At 70.2% G+C, this 23,674-nt stretch carries 24 protein-coding genes and 2 pseudogenes; 6 read left to right on the top strand and 20 right to left on the bottom strand.

From position 1 onward, the window contains the following. Positions 1 to 96: 96 nt before the first annotated feature. Positions 97 to 456: a VOC family protein gene (locus OG393_RS18305; RefSeq protein ID WP_327375739.1), complete on the top strand. Its 360-nt coding sequence runs from the start codon at positions 97 to 99 to the stop codon at positions 454 to 456. A gap of 49 nt (positions 457 to 505) precedes the next feature. On the opposite strand, the gene OG393_RS18300 is transcribed toward OG393_RS18305, so the two are convergent. The 3 genes from OG393_RS18300 to OG393_RS18290 all read right to left on the bottom strand — a co-directional run bounded on the left by OG393_RS18300 (position 506) and on the right by OG393_RS18290 (position 1,543). Then, a complete protein-coding gene (locus OG393_RS18300) occupies positions 506 to 880 on the bottom strand; it encodes a DUF6941 family protein (RefSeq protein WP_442817424.1) in 375 nt (124 codons plus the stop codon). A 148-nt stretch (positions 881 to 1,028) separates the two neighbouring features. Further along, on the bottom strand, positions 1,029 to 1,232 hold the full coding sequence (locus OG393_RS18295) for a hypothetical protein (RefSeq protein WP_327375737.1): 204 nt from the start codon (positions 1,230 to 1,232) through the stop codon (positions 1,029 to 1,031). After that, complete coding sequence (locus tag OG393_RS18290) at positions 1,229 to 1,543, bottom strand: hypothetical protein (protein ID WP_327375736.1); 315 nt, start codon at positions 1,541 to 1,543, stop codon at positions 1,229 to 1,231. The genes OG393_RS18295 and OG393_RS18290 overlap by 4 nt, the downstream gene beginning before the upstream one ends. 162 nt (positions 1,544 to 1,705) lie before the next feature. On the opposite strand from OG393_RS18290, the gene OG393_RS18285 reads away from it, so the two are divergent. Continuing rightward, a complete protein-coding gene (locus OG393_RS18285; protein ID WP_327375735.1) occupies positions 1,706 to 1,957 on the top strand; it encodes a GntR family transcriptional regulator in 252 nt (83 codons plus the stop codon). Positions 1,958 to 2,101: 144 nt separating this feature from the next. Here OG393_RS18285 and OG393_RS18280 read toward each other — a convergent pair whose 3' ends face one another. The 9 genes from OG393_RS18280 to OG393_RS18240 form a co-directional block, all read right to left on the bottom strand. Next, a complete protein-coding gene (locus tag OG393_RS18280) occupies positions 2,102 to 2,329 on the bottom strand; it encodes a DUF7848 domain-containing protein (RefSeq protein WP_327375734.1) in 228 nt (75 codons plus the stop codon). Further along, complete coding sequence (locus OG393_RS18275) at positions 2,329 to 2,523, bottom strand: hypothetical protein (RefSeq protein WP_327375733.1); 195 nt, start codon at positions 2,521 to 2,523, stop codon at positions 2,329 to 2,331. The genes OG393_RS18280 and OG393_RS18275 overlap by 1 nt, the downstream gene beginning before the upstream one ends. A gap of 88 nt (positions 2,524 to 2,611) precedes the next feature. Further along, positions 2,612 to 3,460 carry a helix-turn-helix domain-containing protein gene (locus OG393_RS18270; protein WP_327375732.1) on the bottom strand — a complete coding sequence of 283 codons (849 nt, stop codon included), beginning with the start codon at positions 3,458 to 3,460 and terminating at the stop codon, positions 2,612 to 2,614. Between the two features lie 3 nt (positions 3,461 to 3,463). After that, positions 3,464 to 3,979 (bottom strand): DUF6879 family protein, encoded by a 516-nt coding sequence (locus OG393_RS18265; protein ID WP_327375731.1) that lies wholly within the window; start codon positions 3,977 to 3,979, stop codon positions 3,464 to 3,466. Positions 3,980 to 3,993: 14 nt separating this feature from the next. Beyond that, positions 3,994 to 4,236, bottom strand: a complete 243-nt coding sequence (locus OG393_RS18260; RefSeq protein WP_327375730.1) for a hypothetical protein — start codon at positions 4,234 to 4,236, stop codon at positions 3,994 to 3,996. Positions 4,237 to 4,400: 164 nt separating this feature from the next. After that, a complete protein-coding gene (locus OG393_RS18255; protein ID WP_327375729.1) occupies positions 4,401 to 5,336 on the bottom strand; it encodes a major capsid protein in 936 nt (311 codons plus the stop codon). A 962-nt stretch (positions 5,337 to 6,298) separates the two neighbouring features. Next, a complete protein-coding gene (locus OG393_RS18250; protein ID WP_327375728.1) occupies positions 6,299 to 6,634 on the bottom strand; it encodes an HNH endonuclease in 336 nt (111 codons plus the stop codon). A gap of 948 nt (positions 6,635 to 7,582) precedes the next feature. Further along, positions 7,583 to 9,340 carry a recombinase family protein gene (locus OG393_RS18245; RefSeq protein WP_327375727.1) on the bottom strand — a complete coding sequence of 586 codons (1,758 nt, stop codon included), beginning with the start codon at positions 9,338 to 9,340 and terminating at the stop codon, positions 7,583 to 7,585. Between the two features lie 205 nt (positions 9,341 to 9,545). Next, positions 9,546 to 10,079 (bottom strand): GNAT family N-acetyltransferase, encoded by a 534-nt coding sequence (locus OG393_RS18240; protein ID WP_327375726.1) that lies wholly within the window; start codon positions 10,077 to 10,079, stop codon positions 9,546 to 9,548. Positions 10,080 to 10,242: 163 nt separating this feature from the next. On the opposite strand from OG393_RS18240, the gene OG393_RS18235 reads away from it, so the two are divergent. Together OG393_RS18235 and OG393_RS18230 are read left to right on the top strand one after the other, a co-directional pair. Then, positions 10,243 to 11,022 carry a GNAT family N-acetyltransferase gene (locus OG393_RS18235; RefSeq protein ID WP_442817322.1) on the top strand — a complete coding sequence of 260 codons (780 nt, stop codon included), beginning with the start codon at positions 10,243 to 10,245 and terminating at the stop codon, positions 11,020 to 11,022. 103 nt (positions 11,023 to 11,125) lie between these two features. Further along, positions 11,126 to 11,332, top strand: a complete 207-nt coding sequence (locus OG393_RS18230; RefSeq protein ID WP_327375724.1) for a hypothetical protein — start codon at positions 11,126 to 11,128, stop codon at positions 11,330 to 11,332. A gap of 126 nt (positions 11,333 to 11,458) precedes the next feature. Here the strand turns inward: OG393_RS18230 and OG393_RS18225 are convergent, their stop codons facing one another. From OG393_RS18225 to OG393_RS18200, 7 genes and pseudogenes are all read right to left on the bottom strand, one after another. Beyond that, positions 11,459 to 12,916 carry an aldehyde dehydrogenase family protein gene (locus OG393_RS18225; RefSeq protein WP_327375723.1) on the bottom strand — a complete coding sequence of 486 codons (1,458 nt, stop codon included), beginning with the start codon at positions 12,914 to 12,916 and terminating at the stop codon, positions 11,459 to 11,461. After that, positions 12,913 to 14,652 carry an N-acyl-D-amino-acid deacylase family protein gene (locus tag OG393_RS18220; protein WP_327375722.1) on the bottom strand — a complete coding sequence of 580 codons (1,740 nt, stop codon included), beginning with the start codon at positions 14,650 to 14,652 and terminating at the stop codon, positions 12,913 to 12,915. The genes OG393_RS18225 and OG393_RS18220 overlap by 4 nt, the downstream gene beginning before the upstream one ends. A gap of 165 nt (positions 14,653 to 14,817) precedes the next feature. Then, positions 14,818 to 15,942, bottom strand: coding sequence for an LLM class flavin-dependent oxidoreductase (locus tag OG393_RS18215; RefSeq protein ID WP_327375721.1), 1,125 nt, complete (start codon positions 15,940 to 15,942; stop codon positions 14,818 to 14,820). A 175-nt stretch (positions 15,943 to 16,117) separates the two neighbouring features. Continuing rightward, a pseudogene (locus OG393_RS35500) lies at positions 16,118 to 16,455 on the bottom strand (SDR family oxidoreductase); the annotation flags it as partial. A 5-nt stretch (positions 16,456 to 16,460) separates the two neighbouring features. After that, a pseudogene (locus OG393_RS35495) lies at positions 16,461 to 16,664 on the bottom strand (SDR family NAD(P)-dependent oxidoreductase); the annotation flags it as partial. 14 nt (positions 16,665 to 16,678) lie between these two features. Further along, positions 16,679 to 17,599, bottom strand: coding sequence for a TIGR03619 family F420-dependent LLM class oxidoreductase (locus OG393_RS18205; protein ID WP_327375720.1), 921 nt, complete (start codon positions 17,597 to 17,599; stop codon positions 16,679 to 16,681). A 122-nt stretch (positions 17,600 to 17,721) separates the two neighbouring features. Then, positions 17,722 to 18,939 carry an amidohydrolase family protein gene (locus OG393_RS18200; RefSeq protein WP_327375719.1) on the bottom strand — a complete coding sequence of 406 codons (1,218 nt, stop codon included), beginning with the start codon at positions 18,937 to 18,939 and terminating at the stop codon, positions 17,722 to 17,724. 144 nt (positions 18,940 to 19,083) lie between these two features. Here OG393_RS18200 and OG393_RS18195 point away from each other — a divergent pair, with 144 nt between their 5' ends. Together OG393_RS18195 and OG393_RS18190 are read left to right on the top strand one after the other, a co-directional pair. Next, a complete protein-coding gene (locus tag OG393_RS18195) occupies positions 19,084 to 22,062 on the top strand; it encodes an AfsR/SARP family transcriptional regulator (protein ID WP_327375718.1) in 2,979 nt (992 codons plus the stop codon). A gap of 219 nt (positions 22,063 to 22,281) precedes the next feature. Further along, the gene (locus OG393_RS18190; RefSeq protein ID WP_327375717.1) at positions 22,282 to 22,482 is read left to right on the top strand and encodes a hypothetical protein; all 201 of its coding nucleotides are present in this window, start codon (positions 22,282 to 22,284) and stop codon (positions 22,480 to 22,482) included. 360 nt (positions 22,483 to 22,842) lie between these two features. Here OG393_RS18190 and OG393_RS18185 read toward each other — a convergent pair whose 3' ends face one another. Further along, positions 22,843 to 23,346, bottom strand: a complete 504-nt coding sequence (locus OG393_RS18185) for an RICIN domain-containing protein (protein WP_327375716.1) — start codon at positions 23,344 to 23,346, stop codon at positions 22,843 to 22,845. Positions 23,347 to 23,674: the final 328 nt, after the last annotated feature.

Here is a 23,674-nt window from a genome sequence, read left to right as displayed (position 1 = left end):
CCGGGCGGGGGCTGTGGACGGGCGGGACACGCCCGCGGCACACAGGGCCGGAGAGGCACTCCCGAAGTCCGTCCCCCCTTCCCTACGATGACGGGCATGGCCTGCCGCATCAGTGAACTCGTCATCGACTGCACCGATCCCGAAGGGCTCGCCGTCTTCTGGAGTGAGGTCCTCGGCTACGTCGAACTCGGCCGGGACGACGAGGGAGGCATCGAGATCGGTCCGCCCGAAGCCGGCTTCGGAGGCCCGCAGCCCACCCTCATCCTCAGCCCCCACAGCGACCCGAGCCCGGGGAAGCTCCGTCTGCACATCGACGTCAGCGCCACCGACCGCGACCAGGACGCCGAACTGGAGCGGCTGCTCGCCATCGGCGCCAGACCTGTCGACATCGGCCAGACCGGCAAGGAGAGCTGGCACGTCCTGGCCGACCCCAACACGTCTAACTACCAGTTCTAAGGTAGTGGACAGTCAGCCCAACACCCCAGTTCGCTAGAACCCGTTGCGACTACTGACGGACCGTGAACCCCAGGTGCCCCCCTTCGGGATCTTCCTCATTGATCCTGAGCTGCCACACATAGCGCCCCGGCCTCAGGTTAAGAGCGGGGACAGGGACGACAAGCGTTGAGTCCAAGGGCACGCCCGGCTGGGCAAGCGACGACGTCACACCGTCGTGTTCAGCGGTCGCACTGCCCACCTTGCGCCCGTCTGCGTCGACCAGTTCCAGATCCAGGTGCATGGGTTTGCCCCGAAGGCTCCACGGAACTTCAATCTTCATGGCGACGGCGCTCGGGAGCGTCGGAGACGAAACCACGCTCCACCCTGCCCCACGAATGTTGAGCTTGCCTGCCTGGTCCGTCTCCGCGGAGTCGCACAGCATCATGGCCACTCGCACGTGACACCACCTCCCGGAGGGTAGTAACGCCATCGTCTGATGGCCCGGCGGTAGCCGCACCTTAAGGAAGTCGGCGGGCAGCACGACGCCCCGCCCGGCACTTGGCCGAACGGGGCGTTTTGCTGTCTGCGAGGGGCTACATGCCCCGCTCCAGCTCTCCGGGGAGGGGACCGGGGGCAAGTTCCGCGGCGTGGTCCGGGCACGCGTAGAGGGTTGTTCCGGGGCCGCTGTTGCTTTGAATCCAGCGGACTGCCACGGGGGCGTTCGTGAGGGTGTGGCACTTGACGCACAGCGCCACGTGTCCGGCGAGGACGGTCGGGAACAGTTCCTCGGCGGTCATGCTGCCACCCGCTCTCGCTTTACGAGACTGCCGAGCGGCAACGTCGGATAGTCGTAGTCCACGCCGAGCGCAGCGAACTCGGCAGCCCAGAGCCGTTCGCGTTGTAGGTCGGGCAGCTCTCGCGTGTGGTCGTTGCGGAAGATGGCTCGCACTTCCCGCGCGCTCGGGGCGGTCCACGGTCGGGACCAGGGCGACACGGGGGCGGGCTCGGGGGTCTGTGCGGCGAGGAATTCCGCGCTGTGGCGTCCGGGCCGGCGAGGGGCGAGGACGGAGAGCACCCAGGAAAGGGCGCGGGCGATAGCATCGCGCATGGTCGTGCAGCTCCCTACAAGCTGTTTCGGCTAGCCCCGACAGGCCGGTCCTACGCGGTTTGTCGGGGCGTCTTCACAGTCGACGGTAGCGAGACCTGTATACCCCTGTCCACACCTATGTATGTCTATGACTCTATGGATGGCCATGTATAGGGTCCGCCCGTGATTGAGTTCGACCCCACCCGCCCGAAGTGGCAGCAGATTGCTGACGTGGTTCGTCGCCGTATCGACAGCGGCGAGTACCCCGCGAGACACCTGGTGTCGGAAGTGCAGCTTGAGAGTGAGTTCGGCGTGACACGGACCACGGTCCGCAAAGCGACTGCCGCGCTACGCGAAGAAGGGTTGATCGTCACCACGCCTGGCATGGGCTCATTCGTCAGGGGCCGCAGCGGCACCGAGCGCGAGGACGGGTAGAGCCCCGCCCGCGCACCACAGGGGGAGCACACGGACGGGGCCTGTAGAGCCCGCCAGAGTTGAGCCGGCGAGTGTCCCCGTTCCTGCTGCGCCGCGCCGCCACGGTCACGGACGGAACAAGGGGGGTATGTAGTGGGCTGGGGTCTACTCGTGGCGGACCACGCGGGCGTGGTCGGTGTACTCGCGGCGGAACAGATCGTGTCCGGTCCGGCCGGTGTGCCGTAGGGCCCAATCCTGGGCGTCGTCCGGAACGCCCTGGGGCCCGGAGTCCTCCCCGCATTCCGCAGTCATACAGAAGAGCTGGGCGGTGATCCCGCCGTCCGGCAGGTGGCTGATGGTGTGGTTCACGTAGCGCATGACTGTGCGGGGCATCAGTGCCCCTCCGGGTGCCGACGCAAGTAGACGTTGCAGTCAGACACGGTGGTCATGTCACCGCCCGCACGGGCACGGTCGCGCACATTGGCCAGCTCGGTGCAACCCGCGCAGCCCGGTACGGGCGTGGGGTCCGGGTCCAGCCTCAGCGGCAAAGTCACTGGGGCACTGGGATACGTTCTCGGCTTGCTCATGCCGACCCCTTCGCGTCGTCTGGATGACGACCACGCTAAGAACGGGTGGGGATCATCTCCCAACCGATTGCACGCGATTGCGCACGGATTACAGAAGCGCGTCACGCGCCTTTGTGATCAGTGCGCGGGCCTTGTCTCCGTAGACCGCCATGTCGGCCAGTGCGGCGAATGTGTCGGCGTACGCCTTTACCTCGCTGGGCTGCGCGATCGTGAGGTAGCCGGACACAAGCTCAACGTTCACTTGCGCCTTGTCGAAGATCCAGAACCCTTCGACTGGCATACGCGTCCGCCCGAGGCGAACCGGGATCACACCGACGCTGACATTGAGCAGCGCGCCGACCGTCAGCAGGTGGTCAAGCTGTTCCGCTTGGGTGTCGGCGTCACCCAACCCGTTGCCCAACACGCCTTCCTCCACGAGGAACGCGAAGCGCCGTTGCCCTTCATAGAGCACTTGCTGACGCTCCATGCGGGCGGCCACAGCGTCCGCCACGTCGTCGACAGCTACCCGCCTTTGCTGAACAGCACGCAACACGTCCTCGGTGTAGCCGAACGTCTGAAGCAGCCCGGGGAACAGGCCCGGTGAGTAGGCCCGGAACCAGCGGGTGCGCTCATACAGCGGCAGTCGGGCCTTCTGTGCCTGTCGCAGCCCCGCGCGCTCCATCCGACGCCAGGACACCCACATGCCCTCAACGGCCCGCAGAGAGGCGATCAGGTCCTCTGCCTGTTCTTCCGCGCCGCAGGCCGCGCACCACGCACGAATGTCGTCCTCGCTCGGCTGCGTCTTCGCTGTCGAGATCCGAGACACCTTGGACGGATGCCAGCCGCACCGCGCGGCAAGGTCTTTGCCCTCTAGTCCGGCGTCCTTGAACAACTCGCGTAGGCGGTCGGCAAGGAGCTGCCGGGCTTGCTGGACGCTAGATGATGCTGACTGGGCCATGACTCACTGGACCGGCTTGTACTCCTCGTGAGGCGTGGCCCGTTCCCACACCAACTCAAAGGCGGACGAGACCAGTTGCACGACTTCCGGTTCCGTCCGCCACTCACGATCAACAACTTCCCCAATGCCAGAGAAGTACGTGAACAGCACCGCCTCGCCGTCGAACATCCACAGGTCAGTGCCCGGTAGCGCGATGTCAGCGGCCCGACGCCGGGGCAACCAGCGAACAAGCTCGCCCGCCGCCACGTTCGGGAACGTCACGTCGTACTCGTATCGGATGTAGTCCGTCACAGGCTCCGAAACGATCCGCGCCCGCCGCATCTCGACTCCGCGCCCCGTCGCTTCAACGACCACGTCGAGGAACGGACGCCACCACGACGACCGGTCGGCGGGATCGAGACGCTTGCCGTTCTGCCACGCGATGAACTCAGGGTCACTGGGCTGGTAGGCATCGCGCATCTCCAGATGCACAGCGGAGCGGCGAGCCTTCGCCAGTCCCTCAAGCACGGGGTTCGTCATCGTCCTGCTCGGTCCTACTCGCTGTCGTGGGGCGGCAGGTACTGCCGCATGACCTTCGGAAGACGAATGATCGTCTCGTGATCCGGCACGTCCGTGGAGTGGCCGGGAATCGACCCAATCTCCTGGCAAGCCTTCACCTCTTCCTCCGAGGCTTTGTAGGACTGGATCAGCAGATCCCCTGACTCCTCGTCAAGCCAGATGGTCGGAGAGTCGGTGTCTGGAGTGTTCGGGATGATGCCCAGGAAACGCAAGCGCATGACCTCTCCCTGTGTCGATCCGATTGCATCGGATTGCTTGAGCGTTACTCACCCAGCTCACACGGTCAAGAGGCCATAGCTGTACGGGCGCTCGTTGGCGCAAACGCAACAAGCCCCGCGCCCGCCGCCCTGGTGTGGGTGGCGAGCGCGGGGCTCTGATCGGGTCAGCCGTTCAGTACGCCGGTGAGGCGCGCGGCTGCCTTGCCTCCGAAGAGCGCGATGCCGCAGTAGAAGTCGATACGAGTGCGGTAGACGGGCTTGTCGTGCGACTCGCCCAGGTCAGTGACCTGAACACCACCGTTGGTGAGTCCGGAGACACCGCCGTCCGCCTCGGTCGCCCCGAAGCGGACGGCGTAGATGTCACCGGTCTCCGCACCGCTGGTCCCGGTCGTCAGCGGCAGCACGTCCGTGCCGTCGAGACGCTGGCCGGCGTCCAGCAGAGGGAGACCGTTCCACATGACCGTGGGCTTCCCGGCTATGTCCGCGCTCAGCAGCTCACTGCCTCCGAGCCGTCGGAAACCGGATGCGATCTTGGCGCGCAGCGCGGCGTTCATGTAGAGCGCGCCGTTCCTTCCGTCGATGCCACGCACCTGGTTGGTCAGGGTGTCGAGCAGATCGAAGAAGTCGTGCCCGTGAGCAACGGCGCCCTTCCCCCCGGCGTCCACGACCTGGCGCCCGACCAGCCGCTTGCGAAGACCGTCGAACCCCTTCGGGTTCACTTCGACATCACCGTTGAAGAACTGGTCAGCGAAGTGAATCGAAGCAGCCTTGACCTTCATGTGAGTCTGAATCGCGCGCTGATCGTTGAGGTTACCCCGCGTCTGGACAATGAACTTGTCGACGTCGGCGTCACTTCCCAGGATCGCCAGGGTTTCGACACGCTGATTCAGCGCGCCGGTACTCTCCGGGTACGCCTCGTTGACCGCACGGAATGCCACGCCAGGAAGACTGGACTCCTCGTTGTACTTGAACGCACTCCCTTCCACCTGCACAAGGGGAAGCCGGTCGAGAATCGGCGACTCCTGAACGAACGTCTCGATTACGCCGCGCTGTAGCTGGTCATGGGTGAGCTTGGCGGATTCAGAAAGAGTGAGAGACAAGAATATTCCATCCGTAGTTGGCTAAGTGGTCAGCGCACAGCTCTCCACAGAAACGCTCTAATGAGCCATGCGAGTTTCTTCCCTCCCTGCCGTGCTTCCAGGGCTCGGGGAGGGGGTCACCCCCTGGTCGGGGGCTCGGGCAAGCGAGGACGGACCCGCTCGGCAGCCCAACCGCCCGGCTGGTGCTTCGCGGTCTCGCGGTTGTGACACGACGTGCACAGCGGACGTAGACGAGACCATGCGTCCGGATCGGACACGCCCCGAGCGACCAGCGAACGGCGCGACTCGGGGAAGTGGTCAGCCACCGTCGCCGGCTTGCTGCACAGCACGCACCACGGATGGGCGTACAGGTAGCGGCGGCGGATGTTCGGCCACCGTCGCCCGTACGCGCTCGTCCCCGGTGTCTCCCGTAGTGCGGTCGCCTCACGCTCGTGAGCGGCACAGCGGCCCCCACGGGCAGTCAGTTCGGGGCAGCCGGGTACCGAACACGGGGGGCGGGGTCTGCGCGGCATAGGGGGTCACCTCCGAGTGGGGGGGTGTCAACGTGACTGTTGTGGTTTCACGGGCTCTCACGTTCCGGCCGCAGGTTTCACAGGTTTCACGGCCGTGCCCCCTGCCGCCGTGCCTGTACGCCGCGATGGGATGACTCGGGACTCCAGAGAGCCCCATCAGCGAGAACGCACATCTATCAAGGTTGATTGATGTGACTCTCTGTAATCACCGCAGGTAAACTGGAGAGTCCTGGGGGCTCCGCGCGCAAGGGTTCACAGCGGTGAACCTTCTCGCCTATCCCCGTGCTCCCCTGGCAGCCAACCGACGAGAGGTAGTCATGCCGAGCGACCGTGAACAACACCCTGCGTTCGAACTCCGCTGCGGCGGGCTGCACTTAACGATTCAGCGCGTCCCCGGATGGCTGGTGGCAGCTCTCGCCACAGTCGCGGGAAGCGGTCTCGCCGCGTGGCTCACGGCCCGGTGAAGTCCTCGCCCGTCTTCCCTCGGTGGCAGTCACGGCACAACGGCTGAACGTTCCCGTCCGTGTCCTCGCCACCGAGGGCGAGCGGCTGCACATGGTCCACGTCCACCCCGTCCGCGAGGACGAGCGAACCGCACCGGGCACAGCGGGCACCGCCACGGACACCGACCAGGGCACGGAGACGAGCGGCCCCCGAGAACACCCGGACCAGTACCGCGCGGCGAGCACGCCGAGCACGGACCGAAGCCCGCTTGCCGTAGTCCTGGTGGTGTTGCTCGCAGCGTCCGCGGTGCGTCGCCGGCTCGGTGCAGTCGATACAGCGCACGGTTCCGCACCCCCTCTAGCTCGTCGTCCTGGTGCTCGTTGTGCTCGTCGTCCTGGTGCTCGTTGTGCTCGTCGTCCTGGTGCTCGTCGTCACCCTCGGTGCGAACGGCATACGTGCTGGTCAATGGCACAGTGCCCACACCCGGAGTCGAACCGGGAACTCTGCGGATTGTGTACGGGTCTCCCCAAGGGGGCCGGTACCGCGCACCTCTTCCATTGGGTCATGTGGGCTGGTGGTCGTCCTCGCCGGCTCGGCCGGTCCGGACACTGTGGGGAGATCACACGTGCTTGCAACCCCGTTCGGCACCCCCGATCAAGGGGCGGTTACTAGTGGGCGGTGTGATCTCCCCGCGCTCTGCCTCACGACCACTGCGGCCACCCCTCGGGGTGCGTGCTGCACGGGCAGAGCTGTTCGTGAGAGTCGGGCACTCAGACCGCCGTTTCCGGGCTGGTGGGGTGCGCGGTAATCCCGCTCTCACTGTGTTGTGGGGACCAGTGGATTCCCGGCCCCCGCCGTGCGGAGTGCTCGGGGAGTCCGTTCGGTCCCTCACTGTGGTGTGGGGTCCAGCGAATTCCCGGCCCCGTGCTGCACGGTGGCTCGGCTCGGTCGCTCGGTCCCTCACTGTGGTGTGGGGTCCAGCAGATTCCCGAGGGGGGCCGACCATGGCGGGATGACGGTTGGACGTGCTGTTTGGTTTTCTCTCTATTTTTTAGACGTAATCAAAAGAACCCCTCTAACCGTCATATCGCCATGGCTCCGCCCGCCGGTCCGGCTGCCGCTCGGCGAGCCCCATACGGCCGTCTGCGGGCATGGGAAAGCCCCGGCGGTCCATGGACTACCGGGGCTTGGTCGGGGCGGTCGTACTGCATCCCAGGGTTACCCCTGTAAGGCACCGCCCCTACCCCCGACGCTCCATTCTGGCCGGGGGCAGTCCGAGCCTACCGAGGGCTATGCAGCGAGCGGCACCAGCTCGGGGACGGAATCGGCAACCGGGGCGGTCTCGGGGACGAGCCGGGCGGTGCTGCCCGGTGCCGGGGGTGCATCGTTGCGGGCTTCGGCGTCCTGGTCCCCGGCTGTATCGGTAGCGGCTTCCGCGGCGGGGTCCAGCTCTCCGTGCATGTGGAAGTCCACGCGGGACGTGTCCAGCTTCCGCCACCCGCCACGGGTGCCGCGCCGTACGTCCAGCCGAACCCCGGCTTCAATGAGCATGGCTCGCCGGCCCGCAGTGTCCTTCTCCGCCCACTCGTCGGCGAACGTGCGGCCCGTGGGGGTCACGATGCGCTGTGCCTCGCGCTTCTCTCGGGTCTCAAGGTCGGCAATGCGTGCGTCCAGGGCATCCGCGCGGTCCTGCCAGGCTTGGCGCGCGTGGTTCGACTTCTGCCGCCCCCCTTGCGCCTGGTGCTCGTTGAACTCGGCGAGGGTGGCGCGTAGCTCGGGCTCGGGGTCATAGCCGGGGATCTCGACTACGTGTGTCGTCTGGACGGAGCCGACCAGCCGCAGGAACTCGGCGCTCACGTACTCGTCCGCCCAATCGCCCCGGATGTTCGCGGAGCGGTCGCACTTGAACCCGCGTGCGTACGGGTTGCACTTGTACACCGGGCGTTGCTTGTTCTCTTGCTTGTTCAGGTACATACGGCCCCCGCAGTGCGCGCAGTGGATCACGCGCAACAGCAGTGCGTCCGTGTCCTTACGGTCCCGGTTATCAATGCTCCGCGAGTCGAGAACCTTGCCGATCCGGTCGAACTCCTCGCGGGTCATGATCGGCTGTTCCGTCTGCATGAGGGGGCTGCCCTCGGCATCCCGGACGGGCTTGCCCCGGTGCATCTTCCAGCCGAGCAACGTTTCGTTGCGGAGCATCCGCGTAAGAACGGTCGGGTTCCAAAGAAACGCGTCTTTGGTGTTGCCCTTGACTCCGCCAGTCTTGCCGCCGGTCTCGCGCCCGTTCTTCACTGCCCAGTGATCGCGCGGGCTCGGCTTGCCATCGGCATTGAGCCCAACGGCGATAGCCGAAACGGTCTGGCCGTCCAACAGCTCACGAACGATGCGCTCAATGATCGTCATGGCGTCCGGGTCGGGCACCAGCGTCCAGCCGATACCGCCGTGTTCCTTGGGCATGGGGGCGGGCATGTAGCCGTACGGGGGACGACCACCACCGCGCCATCGAAGCGGCATCTTGCGGATTGCCGCCATGGCACCGGTTACCCGGTCCTTGATGCTCTGTGCCTCCACCTGCGCGGCAAAGGCAAGCATCATCATCATGAGTTCAGACGTGGGGTCCATGGGGTTGCGGAAGTCGAACGTAAGACGACCCCCGCCGATGCCCTCGGCAAAGACGAGCATCTTTCGATGAGCCTTTGCCCACTTGGCTAGGTCGTGCATGTCGCCCATGGACCGGATGGCACGGTCAAAGCGCCACCACACCAACACGTCGAACTCGTCCGGACGGGCGAGCCACGACCCGAGGGCGGGACGGTCGAACGGGGAAACCTTGCTCGCGGACACGTCAAGGTCCACGGCTTCGCGGAGCCCGTCACCCTCGCCAAAGTCGATGTTGAGCGCTGCCGCGGCTATGTCGTCTGCCTCGCGCTGCCGCTCGGGACTGGTGGTCTCGTCAGTGAGTACGGAGAGCCGGACGCACCGCACACCCCGAAGGGTCTCGGTGTAGACCGTGCCCCCGAGCGGGTTCCTTGGGGTGCTGGTCGTCATCCCCTGTGTAGGGACGGACGGGTTCCCGCTACCGGGCTTGACCAGGACCGATGCCACCATGCCGACACTCCAGAACCGCTAGAACGGAGTGTTGGGAGACCCGGAGGGCAACGAGTTCTGCCTCCTGCGCACCCGGCTGCGGCCGCTGTGACCGGGTGTGTCCCGGCGGTCCCGCCAGGACACACCCGCGCGGTGCCCCGGGGAGTCAGCCCGCGTACTCGGTGAGGTCGATGGTGTGTACCCGCAGCGGCACGCCGAACACGGGGTGCTCGGTCTCGCGCACGGAGGTCATGCCGAGCTTGCGCATGACGTTCTCGGAGGCCGTGTCGCTGATGTGCGCGATGCTGATCACGTGGTCCAGTCCGCGGTCCTGGAGAGCGAACTCGAGCGCGGCGTGCGCCGCTTCGGAGGCGTATCCCTGCCCCCAGAAGGGCCGGCCGAGACGCCAGCCGATCTCCACGGCGGGCAGTACCTCGGGCAGGAAGTCGGGGACGGACAGTCCGGTGAAACCGATGAGCTCGCCGGACCCGAGCAGTTCGACGGCGAAGAGACCGAAGCCCTCGTCGTCCCACTCCTCCTCCCACCGCTCGATGTCCTCGGCGGTCTGCTCCAGATCGCGGACGGAGCCGTCGCCGATCCAGCGCATGACCTCGGGGTCGGCGTTGATCTCGGCCATGGGGACGAGGTCGTCGTCGGTCCAGCGTCGGAGGAGGAGGCGGGGGGTGCGGATCTCGGTCATGTCCCCCATCGTCCCGCACCCGGACGGCCGCCGGCTCCCCGGGCGGCCGGTGCGCTGTCCCGGGCGGCCGGTGCGGTGTCCCGGGCGGCCGGTGCGGTGGGCGCCCGGGAATCCCCACCGGATCGCGCCACGTCCCGACGGGCCTGCCGGGTCCGGTGCTTGGATGAGCCCCATGCTGCACCGACTCGAGACCTACTACGACGCCGCCCCCCGGTCCGCCGCCCGCGCCGAGGACTTCGGGCCGCTGACCCTGTTCGTCCGGGAGGGAGACGGCTGGCCTTACTACGCCCGGCCCGCGCTCGGGTGGTCCGGGGAGGTGACGGCGGCCGAGGTGGACCGGGTGCGGGCACGACAGCGGGAGCTGGGGGCGCCCGAGGCGTTCGAGTGGGTGGCCGAGACGACGCCGGGGCTGCGGGCCGCCGTCGAGGAGAGTGGGCTGGCGGTGCACGAGCATCCGCTGATGGTCCTGGCGGGCTCGCCCGAGGACGGGGCGTCCGCCCTGCCCGAGGGGGTGACCGTGCGCATGGTGGGTGCCGGCGATCCGGCCTTGCCGAGCGCGGTCGCCGCGCCGTACGCGGCCTTCGGCGCGGCGGCCTCGCCCTCGGCCGTCGCCGGCGTCGCGGTACGGCTGGCGGAGGGGGCGACCCGGCTCGCCGCCGCCCTGGACGCGGAGGGCGGCGCGCTCTCGGCGGGGCAGCACCAGCCCGTCGGGGCCGTCTCGGAGATCGTCGGCGTCGGCACCCTGCCGTCCGCCCGCCGCCGGGGTCTGGGGCTCGCGGTCACCGCCGCGCTGGTCGCGGACGCCCGCGCCCTCGGGGTGGAGACGGTCTTCCTGACGGCCTCGGACGCGGACGTGGCCCGGCTCTACGGCCGGCTCGGGTTCCGCACGGTCGGCACGGCCCTGATCGGGGAGCCCGTCGCACCGGACGGGCCGGTGGCCTGACCGGTGCGGAGCCGCCTGTCGCGGACCGGCGCCGCCCTCCGGACGGAAGCCGGTCTTCCGGTACGGCCGTAACCGGTCGGCTCCCGAGGCCGTTGGTCCGGGCATGAAGAAGATCCTCCCCCTGGCCCTGGCCGGTCTCAGCCTGGCCGGCACCCTCGGTTCCGCCGGGACCGCAGTCGCCGAGAGCGACCTCGGCCTGTCCACGGTCGTCCCGCTGAGCGGTGTCCTCGACCCCGGGAAGAAGCAGCCGGCCCCGGCCGACCTGCCGCCCGCCAACGCGATGGTCCAGAGCCTCCTGCCCGGCCGCTGAGCCCGCCGGCCCCCCGGCCGGCGCCCGAGGCGGGGACGCCCCCTGCCGTGCCTCCGGCCTGGGGCCGTGCATCCACCCGTCTCCGAATTTTCCCGGGGGGCTTTCCCGGCCGCCGTCCGACGGTGGTCAGCCGGGCCAGACCACCGCCTGGAGCTCGCTGTAGGCGTGCAGGGCGTACGAGCCCACGTCCCGGCCCACACCGCTCTTCTTGAACCCTCCGAACGGCGCCTCCATGTTCCGGCCGACGGTGTTCACGCCGACCCCGCCGGCCCGCAGCCGCGCCGCGACGCGGAACGCGCGGGCCACGTCGCCGGACCAGACGTAGTCGATCAGCCCGTAGTCGCTGTCGTTCGCCAGCGCGACGGCCTCCTCCTCGTCGTCGACGGGCACGACCACCACGACCGGACCGAAGACCTCCTCCCGGACCACCCGCATCCGGTTCGTGCAGTCGGCCAGCAGGGTGGGCGCCACGTAGAACCCGCGCGCGAGGTCGGGACGCTCACCGCCGGCGACCACCCGGGCGCCCTCCTCACGGCCGAGTGCGACGTACGACTCCACCCGGTCGCGATGGGCCGCCGAGATCACCGGACCGACGACCGTACCTCGCGCGCGCGGGTCGCCGACCCTCATGAACGACACGGCGCCGGCCAGCCGCTCGACCAGCCGTTCGTAGATCCCGCGCTGGGCCAGCACCCGCGTCGGGGCCGTGCATATCTGTCCGCTGTAGAAGGCGAAGGTGGTCCCGATGCCCCGCACCGCGGAGTCCAGGTCGGCGTCGTCGAGGACGATCGCCGCGCCCTTTCCGCCCAGCTCCATGAGCTGTCGCTTCAGCTCCCGGCCGCAGACCTCGCCGATGCGCTGCCCGACGGCCGTGGAGCCGGTGAAGGACACCATGTCGACGTCGGGGGAGTCGACCGCCGCCTCGCCCACCGCCGCCGCGGAACCGGTGACGACGTTGACCACACCGGGCGGGACGCCGGCCTCCTCCAGGGCCCGCGCCATCGCGTACACGGACAGCGGGTCCTGCGGGGCGGGCTTCACCACGACGGTGTTGCCCATGGCGAGCGCCGGGGCGATCTTGCCCGCCGGGTTGGCCCAGGGGTTGTTGTACGAGGTGACGCAGCTGACCACACCGACCGCGCGGCGCGCCGCCACCGCGCCGAAGACCCCGGCCCGTCCCATCGGACCCGCCTCGTTGATCTGCGGGGGCAGCGCCCGCTCGACCGGCTCCAGGGCGCCGCGGGCGTACCGCCGGAAGCGGGAGACGCCGACGGCGACCTGCATCCCGCGGGCGGTCGCGGTGGTCGCCCCGGTCTCGGCCTGGGCGAGGACGGTGTGGCGCTCGGCGTCGCGGGCCATCACGTCCGCGGCGCGGTCGAGGATCGCGGCCCGCTCCTCCGGCTTGCTGCGGGACCATGCGTCGAAGGCGCCGCGGGCCGCCGCCGCGGCCTCGTGCACCTGGGCCCGGGACGCCTCGGGGGCGAGCCCGACGACCTCCTCGGTGGCCGGGTCGACCACCTCGTAGTAGCCCGCGTCGGGCTCGGTCCACGCGCCGCCGATGAGGAGCCGCTCGGTACGGGTCATCGCGTCGGCACCGTCCTCGTGTCCCGGCCGGAGCGCAGCACCCGGCCGGGGACCGCCCCGGTCACCCGGTCGTCGCGGACGGTCTCGGCACCGTTGACGCGGACGGAGACGATGCCGACGGCCCGGGAGTCGAGCCGGGGACTGTCAGCGGGCAGGTCGTGCACCAGGGTGGCCGGGCCCGCGTCGATCCGCTCGGGGTCGAAGAGGACCAGGTCCGCGTGGTAGCCCTCCGCGATCCGGCCCCGCTCGCGCAGCCCGAAGAGCCGGGCGGGGTCGTCGCTGAGCATCCTCACCGCGCGCTCCAGCGGCAGCAGCTTCCGGCCGCGCAGGCAGTCGCCGAGGAAACGGGTGGTGTACGGCGCCCCGCACATCCGGTCCAGGTGGGCGCCGGCGTCGGAGCCTCCCAGCATCACGTCCTCGTGCTCCCATGTCTCACGGCGCAGCTCCCAGGAGGCCGGGTCGTTGTCGGAGGGCATCGGCCAGAGCACGGTGCGCAGGTCGTCGTGGGCGCAGATCTCGACCAGGCACTGGAAGGCGTCCTGGCCGCGTTCGGCGGCGATGTCCCCGACGACCCGTCCGGTGAGGCCGTGGTTCGCGGGGCTGTAGGTGTCGCCGATGACGTACCGGCCGAAGTGGGCGAGGCGCCGGAAGACCCCGGCCTCGCGTGAGCCGGCGCGGCGCAGCATCTCCGCCCGCACCCGCGGGTCGCGCAGCCGGCTGATCCGCTCGGGCACGGGGAGGGAGAGGATCTCCCCCCAGCCGGGGATGAGGTTGAGGGCGCAGAAGGTGCCGAGGGACATGTTCATCGGGGTCAGGATGGGCATGGTGAGGGCGACGATCCGGCCGCCGGCCTCGCGGGCGCGTGCGGAGGCAAGAAGCTGGCGCGGGACCCGTTCGGGGACGGCGGCGTCGATGGTGAGGACGTTCCAGTTCAGTGGTCGGCCGGCCGCCGCCGTCATCTCGACGAAGAGGTCGATCTCGGCGTCGGAGAACCGGTCGAGACAGCCGGCGAGGATGGCCTCCAGCTGGGTGCCCTCGTGCGCGCCGACCACCCGGGAGAGCGTGACGAGCTCCGCGGGGGTGGCGTGCCGGGAGGCGACGGGGGCGCCGTCCCCGTCGGAGTGGGTAGCGGACTGGGTGGTGGACAGCCCCCAGGCGCCGGCGTCCAGGGCCTCGTGGAGGAGGCTCTCCATCTCCCGCAGCCCGCTCTCGGTGGCCCGGCCGCCGACGGCGTCGGTGCCCATCGCGTACCGGCGCAGGGCGCAGTGCCCGACCATGAAGCCGGCGTTGACGGCGATCCGGCCTTCGAGGGCGTCGAGGTACTCGGCGAAGGAGGACCAGGTCCAGTCGACGCCTTCCTCGAGGGCCTTGAGGGACATGCCCTCGACCTTGGACATCATGCGCCGGGTGTAGTCGGCGTCCTCGGGCCGGCCGGGGTGGAGCGGTGCCAGGGTGAAGCCGCAGTTGCCGCCGGCGACGGTGGTGACGCCGTGGTTCATGGAGGGGGTGGCGAAGGGGTCCCAGAAGAGCTGGGCGTCGTAGTGGGTGTGCGGGTCGACGAAGCCGGGGGCGAGGACGAGGCCCGTGGCGTCCTCCTGGCCGGCGGTCTCCTCGGTGGTGGTGCCCGGCTCGGCGAGGACGGCGATCCGCCCGCCCCGTATCCCGACGTCGGCGACGCGGGCGGGGGCGCCGGTGCCGTCCACGACGGTGGCCCCCCTGATCAGGTGATCGAGCATGACGTCCCTTTCCTCAGGTGGACCGCGTGGACACGCCCCGGCCGCGGACGCGGTAGCCGGCCGCGGCTACGACACCCCCGGCCGGGGCAGGTACGGGGCCGGTGGCCCGGGAAGACACCGCCCCGCGCTCGCGGGCGGACGGCGGGAGGGTCCCGCGCCGCCGCGTCAGGAACCCGCGGCCTGCCGGAAGCGGGTGGTGCGGTGGATCGGATCCGTGTCGATCTCGGGGATCACGTGCGCGCCGATCAGCCTGATCGTGTTCATCGTGTCCTCGTACGGGACACCGATCGGCAGCCCGAACGACAGCTGGTCCGCCCCGGCCTGCTCCCAGCGTTTGCACTGGCGCAGGACCTCGTCCGGGTCGCCGCAGATCATCAGCTCCTCGGCGATGAGGAGTTCGATGATCTCGGCGCTGTACTCGGGGAGGAGCTCGGGCCACTCCGGGACGCCCTCGGGGCGGGGGAAGGTGTCGTGGTAGCGGAAGAGCAGCGACTGGAGGTAGTTGAGCCCGCCGCTCACCGCGATCTCGACGGCCTTGTCGTGGGTCTCGGCACAGATCGCGGTGGAGGTGACCATGACGTTGTCGTTGACGAAGTCGCCGACCGCCCTGGCCTCCTTGACGGCCGTCTTGTACGAGTCGACGACCCACTCCATGTCGGAGACCTTCTGCACGCTGAAGCCCAGCACGCCCAGGCCCTTGCTGGCGGCCATCGCGTACGAGGAGGGTGATCCGGCGGCGTACCACATGGCCGGATGGGACTTCCCGTACGGCTTGGGCAGGACCTTGCGCGGCGGCAGCGACCAGTGCTTGCCCTGGAATCCGGGGTACTCCTCCTGGAGCCACATCTTGGGGAACTCGGCGATCGTCTCCTCCCAGATCTCCTTGGTGTGGTTCATGTCGGTGATGCCCGGCATGAACCCGAGGATCTCGTGGGAGCCGGCTCCGCGTCCGGAGCCGAACTCGAAGCGTCCGGCGCTCAGGTGGTCGAGCATGGCGACCTTCTCGGCGACCTTGACCGGGTGGTTCACGGGGGCGAGCGGGTTGAAGATGCCCGAGCCGAGGTGGATCCGGTCCGTGGCGTGGGCGAGGTATCCGAGGTAGACGTCGTTCGCCGAGAGGTGGGAGTACTCCTCCAGGAAGTGGTGCTCGGAGGCCCAGGCGTACTTGAACCCGGACGTGTCCGCCTGGATGACGTACTCGGTCTCCTCCATCAGCGCCTTGTGCTCGGCCTCGGGATCGGTCTCGGCGCGCTTGCCGACGTATCCCTGTACGAAGATCCCGAATTCCAAGGGGGTTCACCGTCCTCATTACTTCTGACGTACCGTCAGATACTTGATGTGCCCGACTTTCGCATCACCGCACGGGCCCGTCAATAGCTGACGACGCGTCAGGGATACTGTCCGGGACGGTCCGCCGGGACGCCGCGTCCGGGGCTCCGCGGTCAGCGGAGGCCGGCCCCGGCCGGCCGCCGTCGATCACGAACGGCTGCCCCGTGATGTAGGCCGATTCGTCACCGCTCAGGAACAGCGCCAGGGCCGCGACCTCCTCCGGCCGTCCGATCCGGCCGAGCGGGACGAGCTTGCGGTACAGCGCCGCGGTGGCCTGCGGGTCCGCTCCCTCCGGACTGCCCATCGGGGTGTCGATCGCCCGGGACAGATCGCGTCGACCCGGATACCCCGCCCCGCCAGCTCCAGCGCCGCGACCCGGGTGGGCCCGACCACGGCGTGCTTGGAGGCGGCGCAGGCGCCGACGCCCGCCATACCCGTCAGACCCGTGAACGAGGAGGTGTGCACGATCGTGCCGCGGACCAGTCCTCCTCCCGGGTGACGTCGAGACGGACGTACGCGGCCCGCTCCTCCCCCAGCTCCTCGGTCGGCGCCTCCCCGGAGTCGTCGAGGACGTCACCCAGGAGGACCCTCGCCCCCTCGGCGGCGAAGAGCCGCGCCTCCTGCTCACCCTGCCCGCGCGCCGCCCCCGTGATCACCACGACGCGTCCGTCCAGCCTGCCCATGCCCGCCACGCTCCTCAGTTCAGACGCGGTGCGACCTCCGCGGCGAACGCCGCCATCTGGTCGGTCAGTTCGGTCCGGCTCCGGGAGCGGAAGCGGACCTGGATCTGCTGCACGCCCATCTCCCCGTACGCGCGGAGCGACGCGGCGACGGCCTCCGCCTCTCCGGTCAGCGTCCGCCGTCCGACCTCCCAGCCGGCGACGCCGACGTACAGCGGCTCGGTGATGGCCCCCACCGTGACCGGGGCCTCGATCCCCGCCTCGGCCCGGAGCCGCAGCAGCCGCGCGATCCGGCCCGGCAGCTCCTCGCGGGAGTCGCCCTGCGGCAGCCAGCCGTCCCCCTTCAGCGCCGCCCGGCGCAGGGCGGCGGGCGAGGAGCCGCCGACCCAGACCGGCACCCGCCGCTGCGCCGGCCGGGGCCGCTGCCCGAGGTCCTTGAAGGCGAAGCGCTCGCCGGCGAACTCCGGGAACTCCGCCGGCCCGAGGGCCGCCCGCAGCGCGTCGATCGTCTCGTCGAGCACGCGCCCGCGCCCCGCGAAGTCCGCGCCGACGGCGTCGAACTCCTCGGGCACGTGACCGGCCCCGACCCCGAGGACGAGCCGTCCGCCGGACAGGTGGTCGACGGTCGCGTACGCCTTGGCCGACACCAGCGGGTGCCGCAGCCCCACGATCGCGACGTGCGAGAGCAGCCGGACCCGCTCGGTGACGGCGGCGAGGAAGGAGAGCGTGGCGACCGGGTCGTACCAGACGGTGCCCATCGGCCCGGCGAGACGCCGGGGGATGGCGACGTGGTCGCAGCTCGCGAGGTAGTCGAAACCGCCGCGGTCGGCGGCGCGGGCGATCTCGACGAGATCGCCGGGCCCCGCCGCGGCCTCCCAGGGCTCGGCGTAGAGGGTGCTCTGCGACTGGACCGGGAGCTGCATCCCGTACGACACCATGGACCCACCCCTTGTCTGACGCCTCGTCAGCTTCGATGACGGGGCCCATCGTCATCGCTGACGCCCCATCAGGCAAGGGGTGTGAGCCGACCGCGGATCGTCCACTCCCCGCGCGGACGGGCCTACGGCCGCCAGAGGCCGTCAGGCGTCAACCCGAGCAGGTCGATCGCGTTGCCGCGCACGATCCGTTCGACCACGTCGGGCGCCAGGTGCCCCATCTGCGCCTCGCCGACCTCGCGGGACTCGGGCCAGGTGGAGTCGGAGTGCGGGTAGTCGGTCTCGTAGAGGACGTTGCCGACGCCGACGGCGTCCAGGTTCCGCAGCCCGAAGGCGTCGTCGAAGAAGCAGCCGTACACGTGCTCGGCGAAGAGTTCCGACGGCGGGCGCAGCACCTTTTCGGCGACCCCGCCCCAGCCCCGGTTCTCCTCCCAGACCACGTCGGCGCGCTCCAGGATGTACGGGATCCATCCGATCTGACCCTCCGCGTACATGACGCGCAGGTTCGGGAAGCGCTCGAACTTGCCGCTCATCAGCCAGTCGACCATCGAGAAGCAGCAGTTGGCGAAGGTGATGGTGGACCCGACGGCGGGCGGCGCGTCCGTCGAGGTGCTCGGCATCCGGCTGGAGGACCCGATGTGCATGGCGACGACGGTGCCGGTCTCGTCGCAGGCCCTCAGGAAGGGGTCCCAGTGGTCGGTGTGCACCGAGGGCAGCCCGAGGTGGGGCGGGATCTCCGAGAAGGCGACGGCCCGCACCCCGCGGGCGGCGTTGCGCCGGACCTCGGCGGCGGCCAGTTCCGCGTCCCAGAGCGGTATCAGGGTGAGCGGGATGAGACGGCCCCGCGCCTCGGACCCGCACCACTCCTCCACCATCCAGTCGTTGTAGGCACGGACACCGAGCAGCCCCAGCTCGCGGTCGGCCGCCTCGGTGAAGGTCTGCCCGCAGAACCGCGGGAAGGTGGGGAAACAGAGGGCGGACTGGACGTGGTTCACGTCCATGTCGGCGAGCCGGTCGGGGACGCGGTAGGAGCCGGGGCGCATCTGCTCGTACGTGATCACCTCCAGCCGGATCTCGTCCCGGTCGTAGCCGACGGCGGTGTCGAGACGGGTGAGCGGCCGGTGCAGGTCCTCGTACACCCACCAGTCGCCGATCGGACCGTCGTCCCCCGGGGAGCCCATGACGGGGGCGAACCTGCCGCCGAGGAAGCTCATTTCCCTCAAGGGGGCGCGGACGACGCGCGGTCCGGTCTCCCGGTACCGGGAGGGGAGTCGGTCCTGCCAGACGTGCGGAGGTTCCACGGTGTGGTCGTCCACCGAGATGATCTTCGGGAAGGTCTCCATGGTGGCCACGGTAGCGCCGATCTGACGACCCGTCAGCTATCGGGCGGGGCGGATCCTGTGCAGACGGTCACCCGATGCTGACGCGCGCCCCGCGGACAAGGCAGACTGTGCCGGGCGAAACCAGCGGTACGGGCAGGGGGAGCGATGGACCGTGAGAACGGGCCGCAAGTGCCGGAGCCACGGACTCCGGTAGCGGGTTCCGGGGACGCCGACCGGCGGCCGGCCGACGAACTGCGCTTCGGCGTGCTCGGGCCCGTACGGGCCTGGCGGAACGACGAGGCACTTCCCTCGGGCTCGCCGCAGCAGCGGGCCCTGCTCGCCGCACTGCTGCTGCGCGACGGGCGCACGGCGACCGCCGCCGAGCTGATCGACGCGATCTGGGGCGACGAACCGCCCTCGCAGGCCCTGGCCGCCGTCCGGACGTACGCCTCACGGCTGCGCAAGATCCTCGACCCCGGTGTGCTCGTCAGCGAGTCCGGGGGCTACGCCATCAGGACGCATGCCGAGGCCCTGGACCTCGGCATCGCCCGGGACCTCGCAGCCGAGGCCGAGAAACTGCGGTCGGCCGGCGACCTCGGCGGGGCCCGGACCCGGATCAACACCTCCCTCGGACTGTGGGACGGCGAGGCGCTGGCCTCCGTCCCCGGGCCGTACGCCGAGACCCAGCGGACGCGCCTGGAGGAGTGGCGGCTCCAGCTGGTGGAGAACCGGCTCGACATGGACCTGGAGGTCGGCGCGCACGCGGAGGCCGTGTCCGAGCTGACCGCGCTGACGGCCGCTCATCCGCTGCGCGAGCGGCTGCGCGAACTGCTGATGCTGGCCCTGTACCGCAGCGGCCGGCAGGCGGAGGCGCTCGCCGTCTACGCGGACACGCGCCGGCTGCTCGCCGACGAACTCGGCGTCGACCCCTGCGCCGAGCTGTCCCGGCTCCAGCAGCGGATTCTCCGGGCCGACGCCGAACTGGACCGCCCGGCCGAGGAAGCCGCCCCGTCCGCGGCACCGTCCGCGCGCCCGGCACAGCTTCCGGCGACCGTTCCCGACTTCACCGGCCGCGCCTCCTTCGTCCGGGAGCTCGGCGACCTGCTCGCCGCCGCGGAGGGCTCCGTCATGGCCGTCTCGGCCCTCGCGGGCATCGGCGGCGTCGGCAAGACCACGCTCGCCGTACACGTGGCGCACGAGGCCCGGCCGCACTTCCCGGACGGCCAGCTCTACGTCGACCTCCAGGGCGCGGGTTCCCGGGCGGCGACGGCGGAGACCGTGCTGGGCGGCTTCCTGCGGGCCCTCGGCGTCGCCGACTCCGCCATCCCCGACTCACCGGACGAGCGGGCCGCGCTGTACCGCTCCACGCTCGACGGCCGGCGGGTCCTGGTCCTGCTCGACAACGCCCGCGACGCGGCGCAGATCCGGCCTCTGCTCCCGGGCACGGCCGGCTGCGCCGCCCTGGTGACCAGCCGGATCAGGATGGTGGACCTGGCGGGCGCGCACCTGGTGGACCTGGACGTCATGTCCCCGGAGGAGGCGCTCCAGCTCTTCACCCGCATCGTCGGCGCGGAGCGGGTGCGGGCGGAGCGGGAGGCGGCGCTCGACGTCGTGGCGGCCTGTGGCTTCCTCCCCCTCGCGATCCGTATCGCCGCCTCCCGGCTGGCGGCCCGCCGCACCTGGACGGTCTCGGTCCTGGCGGCCAAGCTCGCCGACGAGCGGCGCCGGCTGGACGAGCTCCAGGCGGGCGACCTCGCGGTGAAGGCCACCTTCGAGCTCGGATACGGCCAGCTGGAACCGGCCCAGGCGCGTGCCTTCCGACTGCTGGGCCTCGCGGACGGCCCGGACATCTCGCTGGCGGCCGCCGCGGCGGTCCTGGACCTCCCGCCGCACGACACCGAGGATCTCCTGGAGGCCCTGGTCGACACCTCCCTGCTCGAATCGGCGGCCCCCGGCAGGTACCGCTACCACGACCTGGTCCGGCTCTACGCGCGTGCCTGCGCGGAACGCGACGAACACCCTCCGGTGGAGAGGGAACTGGCACTGTCGCGACTGCTGGACTTCTACCTGTCGACGGCGGCGAGGGTGTACGCCATCGAGCGGCCGGGCGACCGGACGGTCGCCCATCTGGAGGCCACCCGGCACGCGGGGCTCCAGTTCACCGACCACGCCGACGCCCTCGACTGGCTGCACGCCGAGGCGGACTGCGTGCTGGCCTGTGTGCAGCAGTCCCTCGCCCCCGGCTCTCTGCGCCGGGCCGTCGACCTCCTGATGGCGACGAAGGACCTGGCCGAATCAGGCGTCAACGCCCGCCACTACGAACTGGCGGCCATGGCCGCACGGGACGCCGCCCGCACGGCCGGCGACGCCCGCTCCGAGGGCCGCGCCCGCACCACGCTCACCCAGGTCCACAGCACGGCCGGACGCTTCGAGGACGCCGACGGCGAGGCCCACCTCGCCATGGATCTCGGCCGCGCGTCCGGCGACCCCTGGACGGAGGGCAACGCGCCCAACGAGCGCGGCATCCTCGCCCTGTACGAGAACCGCCACCCGGACGCCGAGGCCCACCTGTCCCGGGCCCTGGCCGCCTTCCGCGCCGACGCGAACAGGCCGGGCGAGGCCAGCGCCCTGTGCAACCTGTCCCGGGTACACCTGGCCACCGGCCGCGTCGACAGCGCCGTCGAACTCGCCGAGCAGGGCATCGCGATCTACGAGCGGGCCGAGACCGGGCTCGCCCTGCGGCTCGCCAACGGCAAGTACGCCCTCGGACTCGCGCTGACCGCCTCGGGCCGGACCGCCCAGGCCCGTGCCGTGCTGACCGAGGCCCTCGGCGTCTTCCAGGAGAGCCGCCAGCGGCTGTGGCACGGGATGACGCTGTTCCGGCTCGCGGAGGTGCACCTCGCCGACCGCCGGCACGCGGCGGCGGCGGCCAACGCCGAGCAGGCCCTGTCCGTGCTGCACGGCATCGGCGGGGAGTGGCGCCGTGCCAACGTCCTGACCGTTCTCGGCCAGGGGCTCGCCGCCCTGGGGCAGACGGACCGGGCCCGCGTGTGCTGGACCGAGGCGCTCACGGTCTTCGAGGATCTCGGGTCCCCGGAGGCGCGGTCCGTCCGCGTCCTGCTCCACCCGGCGGCGGTCGCCTGACAGCCACCAGGCGGTTCCGACCCGGCCTGGGCGTTCATCAATCGTTTATCGGCGCACGGCACAGTGGTGTTCGTCGATCCGCCGCGTCGGGGGGCAGACGGATCGCCATGAGGCCTCACCACTAAGGTGATCGGCCCTGGATGTCCGCCCGGTGATCCACAGGGGACGCCGGTCGGACGTTCCAGCCCCATCACGCTGTACGACTTCAGGAGCTGCTCCATGGCCGACAACCTCAAGCCCACGGACTCGCACGCCACCGGCGAGGAGTTCACGACGCTGGACTCCCACGCCACCGGCACGCCGATGAAGCCGCTCGACTCGCACGCCACCGGCGAGGAGTTCACGACGCTGGACTCCCACGCCACCGGCACGCCGATGAAGCCGCTCGACTCGCACGCCACCGGCGAGCCCCTGACGTAACGGGCCGAGCCGGCCCACGGGGGATTCGGGGCCGGCTCCGAACGGGGGGACGGTCGCGGCGGCGCCATCGGGGGAGCCGCCGGGGCCGTGGTCGCCCGGGAGACCGGAGCGTCGGGATCAGGGGGGCGTCCGCGAGGTCCGGGGGGACCGGGCGGACCGAACCGGCGCGCCGCGCGACCGGGCACAGGACGAGGGGCCGGGTGAACACCCGGCCCCTCGTCCTGTGCGGGGCCGGGGCCACCGACGTCCGGCCCGCGCGGAGACGTCCGGCGCCGACGCGGGACGAGGGGCCGGGGCGCCGACGCCCGCGCCCGGCGAGCCGGGCGGGCGAATCCCGCATCGGCCGAGGCGATCAGACGGTCAGACGATCCATCCGCTGTAGATCATTTCCCAGCGCTGGACGGAGGGGGTAGGAGGGCTGGAAGGGCAGGTCCAAAGCGTCAACCAGGTCCCATTGGCCCATGAATTCCCCTTGTTGGTAACGCACTTTCCACCGTTTACGGTACGGAAACCCGCACCATCACCCGTGAAGCGCTGGGGGGAATTCGGATTTCCGTAGTCACAGGTCCAAAGGGTGAGAACAGCTCCGTTGGTGCCACTGGCGTTGCCCGAGGGAGTCAGGCACTTGCCGCTCGCCGGGTGGGTGACATATCCGTCCGCGGTCATATACCAGGTCTGAAGACTGCTTCCGGTACAGGGCCAGACCGTGACCACGGTTCCGTTGGAGGTCCTGTTGCCCTCCGGGGTGGCACAGCTGTGATTGAAGGCGTCATGGGAGACACCGAGAGTGACCTGGTTGGCGGCGCTGGCACTGGCCGCGTTGATTCCACCGAGCACGAACAACGTGAGCAGTGCCGATATCAACGCACCGATTCTACGATTCATCATATCCAATCCGGAAGTTCACTGGGCCGGGAACCAATGAGGCCAAGCCGCCTCACCCTCTCCCCGCATGAGGACCCGACACGTACGGCACGACCACTCGCCTCTCGCCGCACATGGCGCCGGAGGGGATGGAGCACCATTGGGGGCGGGCGGGGCAAGCATATGCCTTTCCCCTGTCCGATATACGACGGCGGAACGTACACGCCCCGTGAGGCACGAGGCACTCGCGCGCGAGTGATGTATGCAGAGGCGGCCACCGACGTCCGGCCCGCGCGGAGACGTCCGGCGCCGACGCGGGACGAGGGGC

Origin of the sequence: Streptomyces sp. NBC_01216, from assembly GCF_035994945.1 — a bacterium.
Classification (GTDB): domain Bacteria; phylum Actinomycetota; class Actinomycetes; order Streptomycetales; family Streptomycetaceae; genus Streptomyces.
The sequence above is the reverse complement of the archived record's forward strand: the minus strand, read 5'-3'. Positions and strand labels throughout refer to the sequence as shown.